Origin of the sequence: Rhizobium sp. LjRoot258, from assembly GCF_964254185.1 — a bacterium.
Classification (GTDB): Bacteria; Pseudomonadota; Alphaproteobacteria; order Rhizobiales; family Rhizobiaceae; genus Rhizobium.
In genome coordinates, this window is sequence record NZ_CAXUST020000002.1 from 1,389,909 (window position 1) to 1,404,676 (window position 14,768).

The 14,768-nt window shown below is 58.5% G+C and carries 10 protein-coding genes and 1 pseudogene; 6 read left to right on the forward strand and 5 right to left on the reverse strand.

Annotation, left to right across the window (positions count from 1 at the left end; all coding sequences use genetic code 11):
- The first annotated feature begins 446 nt into the window (after positions 1-446).
- The 4 genes and pseudogenes from ACSQ9D_RS27340 to ACSQ9D_RS27355 all read left to right on the forward strand — a co-directional run bounded on the left by ACSQ9D_RS27340 (position 447) and on the right by ACSQ9D_RS27355 (position 5,185).
- Positions 447-1,358, forward strand: a complete 912-nt coding sequence (locus tag ACSQ9D_RS27340) for an aldo/keto reductase (RefSeq protein WP_436284957.1) — start codon at positions 447-449, stop codon at positions 1,356-1,358.
- The gene (locus ACSQ9D_RS27345; protein WP_436284958.1) at positions 1,358-3,013 is read left to right on the forward strand and encodes a GMC oxidoreductase; all 1,656 of its coding nucleotides are present in this window, start codon (positions 1,358-1,360) and stop codon (positions 3,011-3,013) included. Before ACSQ9D_RS27340 ends, ACSQ9D_RS27345 begins: the two co-directional genes overlap by 1 nt.
- A 504-nt stretch (positions 3,014-3,517) precedes the next feature.
- Positions 3,518-4,828: a hemolysin family protein gene (locus ACSQ9D_RS27350; RefSeq protein WP_436284959.1), complete on the forward strand. Its 1,311-nt coding sequence runs from the start codon at positions 3,518-3,520 to the stop codon at positions 4,826-4,828.
- A 73-nt stretch (positions 4,829-4,901) separates the two neighbouring features.
- Positions 4,902-5,185, forward strand: a pseudogene (locus ACSQ9D_RS27355) (DUF1236 domain-containing protein).
- 134 nt (positions 5,186-5,319) lie between these two features.
- Here ACSQ9D_RS27355 and fhuB read toward each other — a convergent pair.
- The 5 genes from fhuB to ACSQ9D_RS27380 form a co-directional block, all read right to left on the reverse strand.
- The gene (gene fhuB, locus ACSQ9D_RS27360) at positions 5,320-7,272 is read right to left on the reverse strand and encodes a Fe(3+)-hydroxamate ABC transporter permease FhuB (RefSeq protein WP_436284960.1); all 1,953 of its coding nucleotides are present in this window, start codon (positions 7,270-7,272) and stop codon (positions 5,320-5,322) included.
- Positions 7,273-7,309: 37 nt separating this feature from the next.
- Positions 7,310-8,188 (reverse strand): ABC transporter substrate-binding protein, encoded by an 879-nt coding sequence (locus ACSQ9D_RS27365; RefSeq protein WP_436284961.1) that lies wholly within the window; start codon positions 8,186-8,188, stop codon positions 7,310-7,312.
- A gap of 65 nt (positions 8,189-8,253) precedes the next feature.
- The gene (locus ACSQ9D_RS27370) at positions 8,254-10,440 is read right to left on the reverse strand and encodes a TonB-dependent siderophore receptor (RefSeq protein ID WP_436284962.1); all 2,187 of its coding nucleotides are present in this window, start codon (positions 10,438-10,440) and stop codon (positions 8,254-8,256) included.
- A gap of 168 nt (positions 10,441-10,608) precedes the next feature.
- On the reverse strand, positions 10,609-11,487 hold the full coding sequence (locus ACSQ9D_RS27375; RefSeq protein WP_436284963.1) for a helix-turn-helix domain-containing protein: 879 nt from the start codon (positions 11,485-11,487) through the stop codon (positions 10,609-10,611).
- A gap of 79 nt (positions 11,488-11,566) precedes the next feature.
- Positions 11,567-13,285 carry an ABC transporter ATP-binding protein gene (locus ACSQ9D_RS27380; protein ID WP_436284964.1) on the reverse strand — a complete coding sequence of 573 codons (1,719 nt, stop codon included), beginning with the start codon at positions 13,283-13,285 and terminating at the stop codon, positions 11,567-11,569.
- A gap of 551 nt (positions 13,286-13,836) precedes the next feature.
- Here ACSQ9D_RS27380 and ACSQ9D_RS27385 point away from each other — a divergent pair.
- Both ACSQ9D_RS27385 and ACSQ9D_RS27390 read left to right on the forward strand, forming a co-directional pair.
- Positions 13,837-14,145, forward strand: coding sequence for an MliC family protein (locus ACSQ9D_RS27385; protein WP_436284965.1), 309 nt, complete (start codon positions 13,837-13,839; stop codon positions 14,143-14,145).
- A 90-nt stretch (positions 14,146-14,235) separates the two neighbouring features.
- Positions 14,236-14,559: a DUF6665 family protein gene (locus tag ACSQ9D_RS27390; RefSeq protein ID WP_436284966.1), complete on the forward strand. Its 324-nt coding sequence runs from the start codon at positions 14,236-14,238 to the stop codon at positions 14,557-14,559.
- Positions 14,560-14,768: the final 209 nt, after the last annotated feature.

The window sequence follows — 14,768 nt, forward strand, 5'->3', positions numbered from 1 at the left end:
ATCTCAAACAGAAAGACACGCGATCAAGATGCACGAGCCATCCGTGTACAGTCAGGCTTATCTATATTCGCGGTTTTGTTCTTGGTCAGCCTGTTCATTCCATGGCTCTGGCCAATCGGACCGGTTATCATATCGCCTTTCCGGCTTTTCCTGATTTTCTGCATCATCCCGTGTTTGGTCGCCTGGCTGAGGGGAAAGGCTGGAGGCTTTCTCCTCTCTGACTTTCTGATTCTTTTTTATAGTTTTTGGTGCGCCGTAGTTGGAAGCGGCAGCTCGTTACTCGAAGCGGGAAAAGCGTCCGGGACAAGCCGCTCGCGCTTGGCACACCAAGGTCAAACGCCATGCAAACATCCCGGCTTTAAGTCCCGAACGCAGCCTGCTCGTCATAAGCGTGTGGAAACCGCCTATTCACCGAAAGTCCCGTTCGGAATACGGAAGGAAGAAGCATGGACTATCGAGCTATAGGCAATACGGACCTCCGTCCCTCAGTTCTCGGATTGGGGACCTCCCGATTAACTTCCGTATCGTCAGGGCTACCTCGGCGCCAGGCACTCGCCCTCATTGCTGCGGCAGCCGATCAGGGAATCAATTTCATCGATACGGCTGACATCTACGGACAAGGCGACAGCGAAGCTATCATCGGAGAAGCGATTAAAGGGGCACGAGATCGCTTCATTCTTGCAACCAAAATTGGGTACCGCTTTAGTGAAAGAAGCGGCCTCTTTATCAAGGCAATGCCGCTTTTGAAGCGAGCACTGCGTCCGTTCAAACACGCCCGGCGGCTAGCTGCCACGGTACGCAACAACGCACTGACCGCCAATATTATCAAGCAGGACTTTTCGCCCGCCTATCTGGCGACTGCGATCGACAACAGCTTGCGGCGACTGCGCACTGACTACGTGGATATTATGTACCTGCACGACGTAGCATCCGGCTTCGAAGAGTCAGAAGGACTGTTCGAGGCGCTGTCGATTATCCAGAGATCCGGAAAAGTGCGCTATTTCGGAATATCGGCCGACCAGGACGACGCATTAAAGATTGCCTGCAGCAATCAAACACTTAGGGTCGTCCAAACTGACCTGCATCCCTTGCGACCTAGATCGATGTTTGCTTCGATAGAAGCCGCCGGTAAGGGAATTGTTGTGAATAAGGTTTTCTCGCGCGGCCAGGAAGCTGTCATGGATGCGTTTGCACGACGGTATGGCATTACCGTCCGGCATGCCCTGCTGGGCTATGCCATCCGACAGCCGTACGTAAGCTCTGTGCTGACCGGCACGACGAGCCGCGACCATTTAAAGGAGAATATCGCGTGCATTTATTCCGCCAAGCGCCTTCCATACGATGAGCTGGACGATTGATGGCAGTCGCCGCCGTCCCACCACATGGCAGTGTAGTCGATTGCGACCTGCTGATCATAGGCAGCGGGCCAGCAGGGGTTACGGTCGCCACAGAAATGGTCGGGACGCCTCACAAAGTCATCCTTCTGGATAGCGGGGGCGCGCGGGAAACCCCTCAGGCACGTGACTTGTTGCGTGGTTATGTCTGGCCGCATGGCTCTCACGAGCCGCTCGAGAACAACCGCCGTCGTCAGTTCGGGGGAACATCGACAGCCTGGGGTGGCCGGTGCATTCCGATGGACGCGATCGACTTGGTGCGTCGCAGCTGGATTCCGTTTAGTGGTTGGCCGCTTGAATGGCAGGACATAAACGCGCATCTCGCACGCGCGACTGCTCTGTGTGAAGCTGGAGATGCCGTCTTTGACGTATCTTCGGCGTTTCCGGAACGTCAAAAGGAAATGATCCGGGGATTCGACGGGGCAGATATTGTCTCCTACATGTTGGAGCGTTGGGGCCCACCAACCAATTTTGCTCGACGCTACGGCCCTTCACTGGAAAGAAGTGGCAATGTGACCGTAATGCTCAACAGCACCGTGACCGGCCTCAAACTTGATCCTGCGACCAGACGGGTTGAAAGCGCAGAGGTCACGGCGATAGCTGGTCATCGTTTCACTGTTCGAGCCCGGAATATAGTACTTGCCTGTGGAGGGATCGAGAATGCGAGGATCCTGCTGGCATCCAACGATGTCGCACCGGCGGGCATCGGAAACGATTTTGACAACGTCGGGCGTTACTACATGTCGCATCTGACCGGCATGCATGCTTGGGCCGAACTGAAAGACTGTGGAAAAAGCTTCGTTTTTGAGTTCGAGAAGCACAGAGAAACTTACGTCAGGCGCCGCCTTTGGGTCACCCCTGAGGCACAGCGGCGAGAGGAAATTGGAAACGCAATTGCGACGTTCCTGACGCCGTTTGCCGATAGTGCCTACCAGACACCGGCTCTTTCCTCCGCGATATTTCTGGCGAAATTCGGCATTGATCTCGCTCGGCAGCGGAGCACAGCATCTTTTAAAGACAACAGAAAACTCCTGTTCCGGCATATGTCTCGTGTCGCGCGAAATTTACCTGAACTTCTTCCCCAGATAGCCGAAGCGGGGAGGCAGCGGTACTTTTCCAAAAGACGCCTTCCGATTTTGCTACCGCGAAAAACCGATCTGAACAATCGCTTCGGCCTATGTTATCAAACCGAGCATGCACCTAACGCTGACAGTCGTATTGTGCTGCACACCGAACGTGACGCGTTGGGCGTTCCCCGCGTGGAAGTGAGAATAGCATTCAGTGATCTTGACGTGCGGACCGTGGTCACCACGCATGCCCTAATCAAAAAGCAGTTCCGCGAGTCAGGAACTGGCGAGCTGATCTACAATGAAAAGACTCTTGCGGGCGACGTGCTGGACAAGTTGCGCTCGTTCGATTCAGCGGCGCACCATGCTGGAACAACGCGTATGTCAGCGGATCCGAGAAACGGGGTCGTCGACAAAAACTGTCGGGTCCATGGCACTCAGAACCTGTTTGTCGCAGGCTCTTCCGTGTTCCCGACGAGCAGCCATGCAAACCCCACTTTGACGATTGTGACACTTGCTCTCCGTTTGGCCGCACACGTCAAGGCATTTTAGAACGGCCGAACCGGTGCTAGGCCAATGATAGCTGCTGCCAAAAAAGCAGCCTTGATTCATATCCACGATCGGATGGGAACCCTAAGAGTCCACATTGCCTGGCCATTAGAGCGCTTTTGTCACGGAAACTGAGAATATTTGCGAGGGGGTATTTAAGTCCCGTCGCGGTGGAGTTCCCCAGGGTGCTGCCGGTTCGGCGCTCTTGAATTCTCTATCGACAAGTCAAGCAGTTGTTCAGCGACATCAACCAGCAACTTAATTACTATCACTCTATCACTGACGCCCGCCCGCGAAGGGGGAACCAGCTAACGCCTAGTGCGTTCTCAAGCGGGACGAACCAAATCCACTGGTTCGCCTCGTCGCGCCCATATCGAGGCGATCCGATCTCAAGCGATCTGGTGATTTTGAAGAAGCCAAAGAAACAATTATTGAGACCAACTAGAAGCTGGCGTTCTGTGGGAGAATGCCTATGTTTCTGATAGTTTTGAAATAGGGTCCCCATTTTTGCTTCTCGAAATTTCAATCGTTGCCATTCTCACGATCTTGAACGGCGTCCTTGCCATGTCCGAGCTCGCGGTCGTATCCTCGCGGCCGGCTCGTCTCAAAGTACTCGCCGATCAGGGAAGCCGCGGGGCCGCCATGGCCATCCGGCTGGGTGAAGACCCCGGACGTTTTCTATCCACCGTCCAGATTGGCATTACCCTCGTTGGCGTCTTGTCCGGCGCATTCTCGGGCGCGACGCTTGGGGCGCGACTGGCCGGCTGGCTAGGCACACACGGCTTGTCACAGGCAGCCGCCGATGCGCTTGGGGTCGGCTCGGTCGTCGTTGCGATCACATACTTGTCGTTGATTGTCGGCGAGCTGGTGCCGAAGCAGATCGCCCTTCGCGCACCGGAAGCCGTTGCCAGCAGGGTCGCCCCGGCGATGATGTTTTTGTCCCGCCTGGCCGCGCCGCTCGTCTGGCTGCTTGACACGTCCGGTCGCACCATCCTTCGACTTCTCGGGCAGTCGGGCAAGTCCGGCGACGTCGTCACCGATGAAGAAATCAAGACTGTGCTCGCCGAAGCGCACAGCGCGGGCGTGATCGAGACGGAAGAGTCGGCGATGATCTCTGGGGTCATGCGCCTGGCAGATCGAAATGCCAGAGCCTTGATGACGCCGCGCCGCGATGTAGAGGTGATCGATGTGGAGGATGGCTTTGCAGAGATCCGGGACCAGCTCCGTCTGACCGCGCAGGCGCGGTTGCCGGTGCGCAAGAACAGCTCCGACGAGATCATCGGCGTGCTTTTGACCAAGGACTTCTACGATGCGCTTGCGTCGTCCGGCCATGTCGACATTGCCACCCTTGCCCACGAGGTTCCGATCGTATCTGACTTGTCGGGTGCCCTAGACGTCATTCAGGCCATTCGTCGTTCATCCTGCCACATGGTGCTGGTCTATGACGAATACGGCCACTTCGAAGGTGTGATCACCTCCGGCGACATCCTGGAGGCGATCATGGGTGCCGTCCAGGAAGACTCGCTCGGAGAGAAGGCGATCGTGCGCCGCCACGACGGTAGCTATCTCGTGTCCGGCTGGACCCCGATTGACGAGTTTGCGGATTTCATGGGGTTCCAGGTTGATGACGACAGGGACTACCAGACGGTGGCGGGCCTCGTGCTGGAGGAAATGAAGCACCTGCCGGAGGTTGGCGAGAGTTTTACGATGAACGGTTGGCGATTCGAGGTCGTCGATCTTGATGGGCGCAGAATCGACAAGCTTCTTTTGACCGCCGACGTGCCGCCTGACGATGGGGTAAGCCGAACACTGCAGTGAGGTTGGAGGGGAGCTGCCCGTCCTGTTTGCCGGGGAACCTTCACGTGGAAAGGGAGCTCATCCTTTCAGACATATGACAGCTCTCCTAACAGCTGCAACGGCAGCGCTCATGCTAACCGGTATGGCTATGGCCCAGCCCAGGGTTGTGACCGGGCCTGGCGAGGTGAGAACCTACATCACTGAACAGCAGGTCCCATCCGTTGTTTATGATGGTGATATCGTTGTAGGAACTGAGCTGCCGTCCTCAGTCGAAATCCGCACGATCCCCAGCAATGATGCATACGGTTACACGGTGGTGAACAAGAGCGTGTGATCGTTGATCCGCATACGCACCGCGTGATCGAAGTCATCAATTAATCAATCGGTTTGCTCTAACAACTGAGATTGTGCTTGCATTCGGGCGCATCGACCTGACGTTACGGAACCGGAGGAGGGTCGATGCGACCGTATGCACGTGCTGACAATCGCATGCGCGCCTCTGGCCACCGGTGCTACGGAGACGCGCGCGTTTCCTTTCGGCTGAGAAACCACAGAAGATATGGTCCTCCGATCAGGGCGGCGAACAGCCCGACCGGAACCTGATAGGGGTAAATGATGATCCGTGATAGCCAGTCGGCTAGGACAAGCAGGCCAGCGCCGAGCAGCATGGCCGCCAGCAAATGATCGCGGGTCCGGTGAAAACCGATCAGCCTGGACAAGTGGGGCGCGATCAATCCTGTGAGGCTAAGTGGCCCAATGAGGAAAGAGGAGATTGCCGTCATGAGCGACGCAAGTGCTGCAAGCAGCAAACGTGTTGGGGTAACGCTAATTCCGACACTGCGTGCCAGCCCGGCGCCAAGTGGCAAGATGGTCAGCCAGCGCGTCATCAGGAAGAGCGGCGCTGTCAGAATAGAAAGCGAAATAATTGCAGTCCAGGCCTCCAAAGCGCCGGCGCGGTTTGTCGAACCGGATAGCCAGGTCAGCAGGATGTAACTGCGCATGTCGCCCTGCGCGAGCACCATGCCGATGATTGCGAGGCAGAAGGCGCTGATGGCGATGCCTGCAAGCAGGAGCGCCTCAGGCGACATCCCAGCTCGCCGGGCAATGACGACCATGGCCAGAAATGAGGCGAGTGCTCCGAGGGCCATGCCGGCGACCATGATCGGCGGTGAAGGGAAGGCGAAGATGAATAGCGTCACTGTCAGTCCAGCCCCGGCTCCAGAGGAGACGCCGAGCACTTCAGGGCTTGCCAGCGGATTGCCGGTCACGCGTTGGATAATGAAGCCGGCAGCACCCAGCATCGCACCTGCTGCGGCTGCAACGGCAACCCGCGGCAGCCTGAACGGCAGAAGATCTGAAAGCAGCGAGCCAACGGCAATTTTCCAGCCGCCATCGGTCGGCCCGACAGCAAGGACAGCCGCGAGCATAGTCAAGACGAGAGCGCCGAAAAGCAGGAGTGCCAGCGCTGGTCGCGATACGCGTCGCAGAGCTCCAGGCGATTTTGCGGTGATAGCCGAGGGGCCATGGATGCGTGGCAGCAGGAACAAGAGGAGCGGGCCACCGATGAGCGCGGTGGCTGCTCCTGTAGGCGCAAGGTCGGAAAAGCCGGGGCCAAGCAGTTGCGTCAGGCAATCTGTCAGAAGCAGAATCGCTGCCCCGGTCAGAGGCGCCGTCGTCATGATCCGACGGGTGGTGCGCGCGCCGCAAAGCCGCGCGACTGTCGGTGAGGCAAGTCCGAGGAAGCCGATGATGCCAACCGTCGCCGTGACCGAGGCCGAAAGCCAGACGGCAAGCATTAGGATCGCGAAACGCACGGTATGAAGCGAGACGCCGAGACTTTTAGCGCTGGCATCGTCCAAAGCCAGCACGTTGAGCGGCCTGAGCAGAAGCAGCGCGACAAAAATACCGGCAGCGAGCTGAGGTGCAAGCGACGTTACACCACCCCAATCCTGCTGATTGAGGGCGCCGGCGCCCCAGATGTGGATCGACATGGCATATTCCCCGCGTGCCAGCACCAGCGTAATGCTGAGCGAAGCTGCAACCATGCTGACGATCATGCCGCAGATCGTCACGGTGACTGGATCAAGTCCCCGGCGCCAGCTCAAGGCAAGCACGAGGGCCACGGCTCCCAGTCCACCGGCAAAGGCGACGAACTCACGCGAGACACCGGTAAGGACAGGCGAAAAACTCAAGCCAAGCGTCAGCGCCAGTTGGGCGCCGGAAGCGATACCGAGCGTCGAGGCATCGGCGATCGGGTTGCGCAGGATGCGCTGCAGGAGCGCCCCGGCGAGGCCCAGTGCCGCCCCCGACACAAGAGCGATAGCCGCTCTTGGCGCAAGGCTGTTCCAGAGCAGGATCGCGTCGAGTGCCTTGGCCTGGGCGGGATCGCCGGCCACCTGGGGACGCAACAGCAATAGCAGGACGAAAGACGTGACGCATGCGACGGCAAGCGCGCAAGCTGGCATGATTGGGCTGCGTGAGTGCGCACGCGGCATGGACAGACTAGCCGTTTCGGGCACGTGAGAATCCATCGGCGAGGAAATCGGCGAAGCGACTTGCTGCCGGAAGCGCGCCATAAGGGTTGATCGACCCGGTCGTCAGGACGCGGTTCTCTTGCACGGCGGGAAGCGCCTTCCAGAATGCACTCCCGGTCAGGGTATCGAACACGTCTTGCGGATGCGGCGGGATGAGGATGATCCAGGCGTCCGGCATGGACGCCAGAGTTTCGATGCCGACAGGCGCCGTGGCGGAATAGCTGGTCGCTCCCTTCCGGGCGTTGGTGAGCCCGACGCGCTGCAATACCTCGCCGAACATGCTGTCAGAGCCAAATACACGGTAGTGGCGGGCATCGCCGAGATTGATCGGCAAGACAGGACGTCCGTCGCCGGCGGCAAACAGAGCCTTGTAGCGATCCAGTTTCGCAGAGAGATTTTCGACCAGCAGCCGCGCCTGCGCCCGCTCCAGACGCTCTCCAATCGCCAATGTTGCCTGCTCGGCCAGCCCGTAGGGACTCTTGCCGGGCATGTAGATCGCGTGGCTTTCGACCGCTGCGATGCGGCTCATAATCGGATCGGCCCAGGCGTAGAAGCTGGAGTTGAAGATGAGGTCGGGCCGGGCGAAGCGCAGAACCTCGAGGTTCGGCGTTCCACGCAGCCCGAGATCGGCGACAGTCTCGGGCACTGCGGGCGTCACGGCGACCTGCCTGAATTGGCGCAATTCCGTCGCCGCGACCACATTAGCACCGATCGCTAGCAGTGTTTCCAAGAGCGCCCAGTCGAGCGTGGCAACCCGCGGCTCTGGCGACCGACCTTGCGCCGCACCCGCGACAAGCGTGGCCGCTGTAGCCAGAAAAGTTCTGCGGGTGAGCGGTGATGTGCTCAAATTCATCTCCCGTCGGCAAAGAAGGCCAAGAAGGCCTTCCAGAAAAGACACACAAAATTGGCGGCTTACCAAGTCTTGCTCAGCTTGAACAAGACGGTCCGCGCGTCCCCGTAACCGCATGTGAATTCGCCGCCGCAGCCTTTGACATAGTCTTTGTCGAAGAGATTGGTGACGTTGATGGAGCCTTCCCAGCCCTCCTTCTTGTAGCGGATTGCGGCGTCGAACACGGCTGCGTCAGGAACCTTCAAAGTGTTTAGACGGTCTGCCCAGCTTTCGCCCTGGTAGCGCACGCCGCCTCCAACGCTGACTCCCTCCAATGCGCCCTGCGTTACGGTATAGTCCAGCCACAGTGCGGCGGTCGTATCGGGCACGAGATAGGGCTTCTTTCCAACATAGGCAGCAACAATATCCTCCTTCACCTCAAGATCGGTGTAGGAGAAGGAGCCAAGGAGCTTCCAGTTGTCATTGAGGTTGATCTTGGCCTCCAGCTCTATGCCACGCGACACGATTTCACCGATCTGATTGGCAAGGAAAGTCGCCGGGTCCGTTACGACAACATTGCGACGATTGAGGTGGAAGAGCGACGCTGTAAACGTGCCATCGATGAAGGTGGGGTCGTACTTCAGGCCAACTTCGTATTGCTCGCCTTCCTCCGGGGCAGTGTTCGGCGTTGCGCTCGGAGCGACGGTCGGATTGAAGAAGGTACCAATGCTGGCGTATGGCGTAAGGCCGTTGTCGAATTCATAGGCGATGGCGATGCGACCGCTGGCCGCCGACGTATCATAGCTGTAGCTGCTATAGGTTGAGCTGTAGGCCGTCGGTCGGTTGTCGGTGTCGGTATTGACGAAATCGTATCGCCCGTTCAGCGTTACGAGCCAGCCATCAGCGAAACGTATCTGATCCTGAGCGTAGATGCCGAGCTGTTGCTGAGTGATCAGCTGATTGCTGTAAATTCGATTGATCGGCTGGGGAGCGCCATAGACCGGATTGACCGGGTCAATCGATGTAGCGGGCGTGGATGCCTGCACGTTGTCGAGCTGATAGTATTTGTAGTCGAGGCCGACCATGACCTCGTGGTCTAGGGCGCCGGTCAGGAAGTCGCCTTCCAGACGGTTGTCGATGGCAACGGTGTTAACCTCGGAGTGCCCTTCGAAGCCGAGCCGATTCAGTTGAAAGTAGCCTGGATCGAGTGGGTCCGTGGTATTGACATAGCCATAGGCATAGGGGCCAACCTCGTATTTCTGGAGGTCGCCGTAGCGGGCATTCGATGTGAACTTGATGCCGCTATCGAACTCGTGCTCGAACTCATAGCCTCCCATTTGCTGGTCGTACCGCCCGGTATCGATGTCCGGCTCTCCAGGGAAGAAGTCGCGATCGATCTTGCCAAATGGGGCATCGACCACAGTACCGACATACGGGAAAAATCCGTTACCGACATGAACCTGGTTAAGCGCTCCTGCGTATGCCCAGGCTGTAAGCGTGGTGCCGTCATCGGGGGAGACGGTGACCTGCGGCATGATGAAACCGCGCAGGTCGTGGGAGAAGTCTGAGTAATTGTCGCCACCCGCGATCTTGCCGGTGAGGCGATAGGTTACCGTGTCGCTCTTTCCCAGCTTGTCGGAAATATCGAACCCGGTGAATGCATTGCCGTCGCTGTTGATGCCGACGTCGGTGTAAAAGTAGGGCTCGTCCGTCGGTCGCTTGCGAACATAGTTCACGATACCGCCGGCGTTGCCGCCGCCGTAGAGAACCGATGCCGGGCCTTTCAAGACCTCCACACGCTCAAGCATGAACGGATCGATCTGGAAACCCCCAAACCCATAGGTGAAGAGCTGCAGACCGTCGAGATAAACGCCAGTCTGTGTAGCGTCGAAGCCCCTAATGTAGATCCAATCCGTATCAGCATCGACACCGAAGGGAGCGGCGGTCACGCCAGGCGTATAGCGCAAGGCTTCATCGACCTTGTTGACGACGCCACGGTCGTCCATTTCCTGCTTTCCGACAACGGAGACGGCCTGCGGGATCTCATTGAGCGGCGTGTCGGTCTTGGATCCCGTCGTCGTTTCCTTGGCGACGTAACCGTTCACGGGGCCGATCGCCTCGTTATCGGCGTCCTTGGCCTGGACGACGATCGGCGCAAGTGCCGTGTCGGCCGTTTGTGCCTGGGCCGTCCAGGCGGCGCAAACACCAAACAGTGCTGCGCTTGCGCTCAGAGCCCGCCGCGCACGTTGGAAACCTTCTACTTTGTGCATTCCTACTACCCCGCTCATACGCCCGCCGGCCGCCTGCCATGCGCCAGCTCGAATAACGTGAGCGATTAACTCAAATTTAATGGTCGGGCTTGGTCTGATCCGCGGCGATTGAACGATTTTGGGCAATTTCAAAATTCGTGAGCAAATCTTTGCAAAAATGCATCACTCTCACTTCGACCGTTTCCAGCGCGCCGGTGTTGTGCCGACATATTTGCGGAAGACGCGGGTGAAGTGCGCCTGGTCGGAAAATCCAGTCTCCACCGCGATGGCAGTGAGACCCTGATCGCTGTCGCGCAGCAGCTGTTTGGCATGCTCCAGCCTGGCGTTCATTTGCCAATCGTGTGGCGTTGCGCCGGTGGAGGCCTTGAACGAGTGGCTAAAATGCGACTGGGACAGCCCCGTCAGTTCGGCCAGTTCTTGCAGGCGGATGTTGCGCCCGCTGTGCTCCTGGATGAACTCGGTGGCGCGGCGCAACTGCCAGGATGCGAGCTCGCCGCGCTTGCGCGGTGGCGTCTTGACCATCTTCAGGACGTCGATGACGAGCGCGAGCGCCAGACCATCGCCATAGAGATCATGCAGCGGGGAGGGGCTGGCGATCTCCGTCGCGATCAACTCGGCAAGCGCCATGGCCCGCTGGTCGCAGAACAGCAGTTGCGGCTCTCTCAGTTTTTGCGGATCGATTTCTTCCATCAGCCGCTGGCTGACAATATCGGCATCGAAATGGATATCGAGATGGCGCATCGAGTGCACCTCTCTGATGTCCACCCACAGTTCCATTTCGGCGGGGATGTAGGAAATTGGACTCGCTTGACGGTCCTGTGGCGCTCCGGCGGCCGTCGCCGAACGCTTGACCCACGGACGACCGCACCCGAGATGGTCGAGAAGGATGAAGAGGCGCGGATCGCGCGCCACGTAGTGTCCGCCGGCATAGGCGCCACATTCGACATCCCACAGGTCAGCTGTGATGCCATTAAAGTTTCGACGCCTGAGCCCGCCAACGACCGAGAAACCCTCGATCGCGTTCTGCATGCGCGGCTGAAATGTCATGGCAATGTCCTGCAACTATAAAACATGTGTGTAATTATCAAGTTTATCGCATTGCATCAATCGCCGCGTTTCCGGTTTTTCAGTGGCTCCGCATTTGCGCATCGTGGAGGCGGTTGTAGACGCCGCGCTTGCCCATCAAGTCCTGATGCGTTCCCTCCTCAACGATACCGTTGCCATCGACTACGACGATCCGATCGGCGCCCTGGATGGTGGCCAGGCGGTGGGCGATGATCAAAGTGGTACGGCCTTTTGAAAGCTCCGCAAGCGAACGCTGTATCGCGCGTTCCGTCTCTGTGTCGAGCGCCGAGGTCGCCTCGTCGAGGATCAGGATCGGAGGGTTCTTCAAGAACATGCGAGCGATGGCAACGCGCTGCTTCTGGCCGCCGGAAAGCTTGACGCCGCGCTCGCCGATGACCGTATCGAGACCGGCGGGCAGGCCCGCAAGCATCTCTTCCAGCCGCGCCCTGCGGGCCGCCTCAGCGATCTCGGCTTCGCTGGCGCAAAGCCGACCGTAGGCGATGTTCTCGCGGATCGTACCGCCGAACAGGAAAACGTCCTGCTGCACGATGCCGATCTGCTGGCGCAGTGACACCGTGGTCATGTCTCGTATATCCACGCCGTCAATCGTGATGCGGCCACTGCCGACCTCGTAGAAGCGCGGCAGAAGCGAACAGACCGTCGTCTTGCCGGCGCCCGAAGGGCCGACGAAGGCGATCGTTTCACCGGCGCGGATTGCTAGATTGACATGCCCGAACACTGCCGCCGTCGGACTATATCCGAAGGAGACGTCTTCATAGGCGATATCCCCCTTGAGATGATCGACCGTGATGGCATCAGGCGCGTCGGCGATATCTGGCCCGGTATCGATCAGCTCTGTGAAGCGGCGAAAGCCGGCAATGCCCTTGGGGTAGGTTTCAATGACCGAGTTGATCTTTTCAACGGGACGGAAAAAGACGCCAACCAGCAGCAAGAAGCCGATAAAGCCGCCGGTCGTCAGATTACCGGAGAGCACGAAATAGGCTCCGGCGATCATCACCACCATCTGCGTTAGCCGCATGCTCATATAGCTCAGCGAAGTGCTTGCGGCCATGAGCTTGTAGGCGTCAAGCTTGACCCGGCGGTAGCTTTGATTGTCCTTTTCAAAGAGCGTGCGCTCGTAATTCTCGTTCGCGAAAGCCTGTACCACGCGGATGCCGCCGACATTTTCCTCGATACGCGTGTTGAAGTCGCCGACCCGTTCGAAGAGGCGGCGGAAATTCTGGGTCATGCGGCTGCCGAAATGGCTTGTCAACCAGGCCGTCAGCGGCACAACGATCGCCGTTATCAGCGCCAGTTGCCAGTTGACTGAGACCATCAGTAACAAGGCGCCGGCAAAGGTCATCAGTGCGATGAACAGATCCTCCGGGCCATGGTGGGCGACTTCTCCAATTTCTTCGAGATCTTTTGTCAACCGTCCGACGATGTGCCCGGTCTTCTGGTTGTCGAAATAGCTGAATGACAGCTTCTGCAGATGAGTGAACGCCGCGCGGCGCATGTCTGTCTCGATATTGATGCCGAGCATATGTCCCCAATAGGTGACGACTGCCATCAGGCCGGTATTGATGACATAAATCGCAAGCAAGGCGCCTGACGCGAGCAGGATCAACAACCACTCCTGGCTGAGCAAAAGCCGGTCGATGAACAGCTTGACGGCCATGGGAAAGCCGAGTTCGAGCAACCCCGAAAGGATGGCGCAGGAAAAGTCGAGGACGAAAAGCCCCCGATACGGCCGATAGTAGGAGAAGAAGCGACGCAGCATTCAAACACACAAAATGAACTGGGACCGGACAAACCTAGTCGGCCAGAACGGCCACCGGCGAAACATGACTCTGTTTCTCCATATGCTGGAGCGGGCTGGATAGAGCGTTGCGCGAGCAAAAGCAACACGAAGTGGCCCTGGGCCGCGATCTCGGCAGTCAAATCTGCGACCTCGGCCTGACGTTGCTCCACGTCGTAGGTTCCGCCGTTGCCCCGGTGGTCTGCAGCTTCGTCGTCTCGGCGAGACATTTCCCTATTGAGCTCGAGCTGCGCGCCTGCAGGATGTCGAGCTTCGCTTGATAGGGCAGAGGGTCGATGTTGAAGAGAATAGCGCGGTACTTCCGTGACCTCGCCGGCGGCGGGCGCGATGAGCGCGCAATTCAAGAGTGGGTCCTCTCCCTAAGGCCGGACTCTGCCTTGGGCGAACGCCGAGGACGCGATACCTTTCTTCACGAGCGTCGCAGCGTTAGACTGGCATGGTGACCATGGCGGCGACCCGTGACCTCGACGCAGGGGCGTGCTGATTGAGTGTCTCAGTCGGGCGAGGGAGGCATGATGACTGCGAAGACGATTATGTTCGCGCTTGCTGCTGTTGCGGTCTCGGCGGCCAAGGCATTCCCGATGGAGGCGCAATACGAGTGCTCAACCGGCACGCGTCTCCATGCAACCTTTTCGTCGCCCGACGCTTCGCCCGGCAGTGTCGTGCTCGCCTTCTCGGGCGCATCGGGTGAAATCAGACTGCCGCAGGTCGCCTCAGCCGATGGCGGCCGCTATGCCGACAACGCCACGGAATTCTGGATCAAGGGCAGGGAAGCTACCCTGACGCGCGGCGGGAAGAGCGAAGCATGTCATACCAATTGAGCGTGTTGGGCAGGGATGGGAGGAAGTCCGTCCACAACGCAAATTTACCGAGCATCGTCATTTGAACGAATATCCAGGAAAGGAGGCATCGTGAGTCTCAGGCCACCACGATCACTCTCAGGGCAGTCGAGCGGCGGATTAAGTCCCTTGGAATACGAGCTTGCCTCCGCGCGAGCGGACGCTTTGGGTCGCCAAGGCCGCAAGATGGAAGCCGCGTTGGCCAGGCTTGCATCGTGGTCGCCGGAAAACAATCACAAGACTGACCGGCAAACCCTCCTCGATGACGCTTCCGACGCCGTCTGGGCATTGTTTATCCAGCGCGAGATCTGCGGGCTCCACAATGATAAGGATGTCATCAAGCTGTACCAGATCCCAGGTGAGGTTCTCGCAAGGCTCGGCGCGACACGCAAGTGACGGCGAAACGATCCCGCAGCCAAGACGATGGCCAAAGCAGCCGCTTGTCGAAAGTCTCGAAGTCGCGAGGAGCCAATACTGGCTGCGCTCATCCGGAACACGTTCGAATCGTCTGCGCTCGGTCTCCTTGTGGTCCGCCCGCGCCCTCGACAGCCACCTGTAAGCGGAAGTGCCGCCTGGAGGTACTGTAGATCATTGAATTTGCTGCA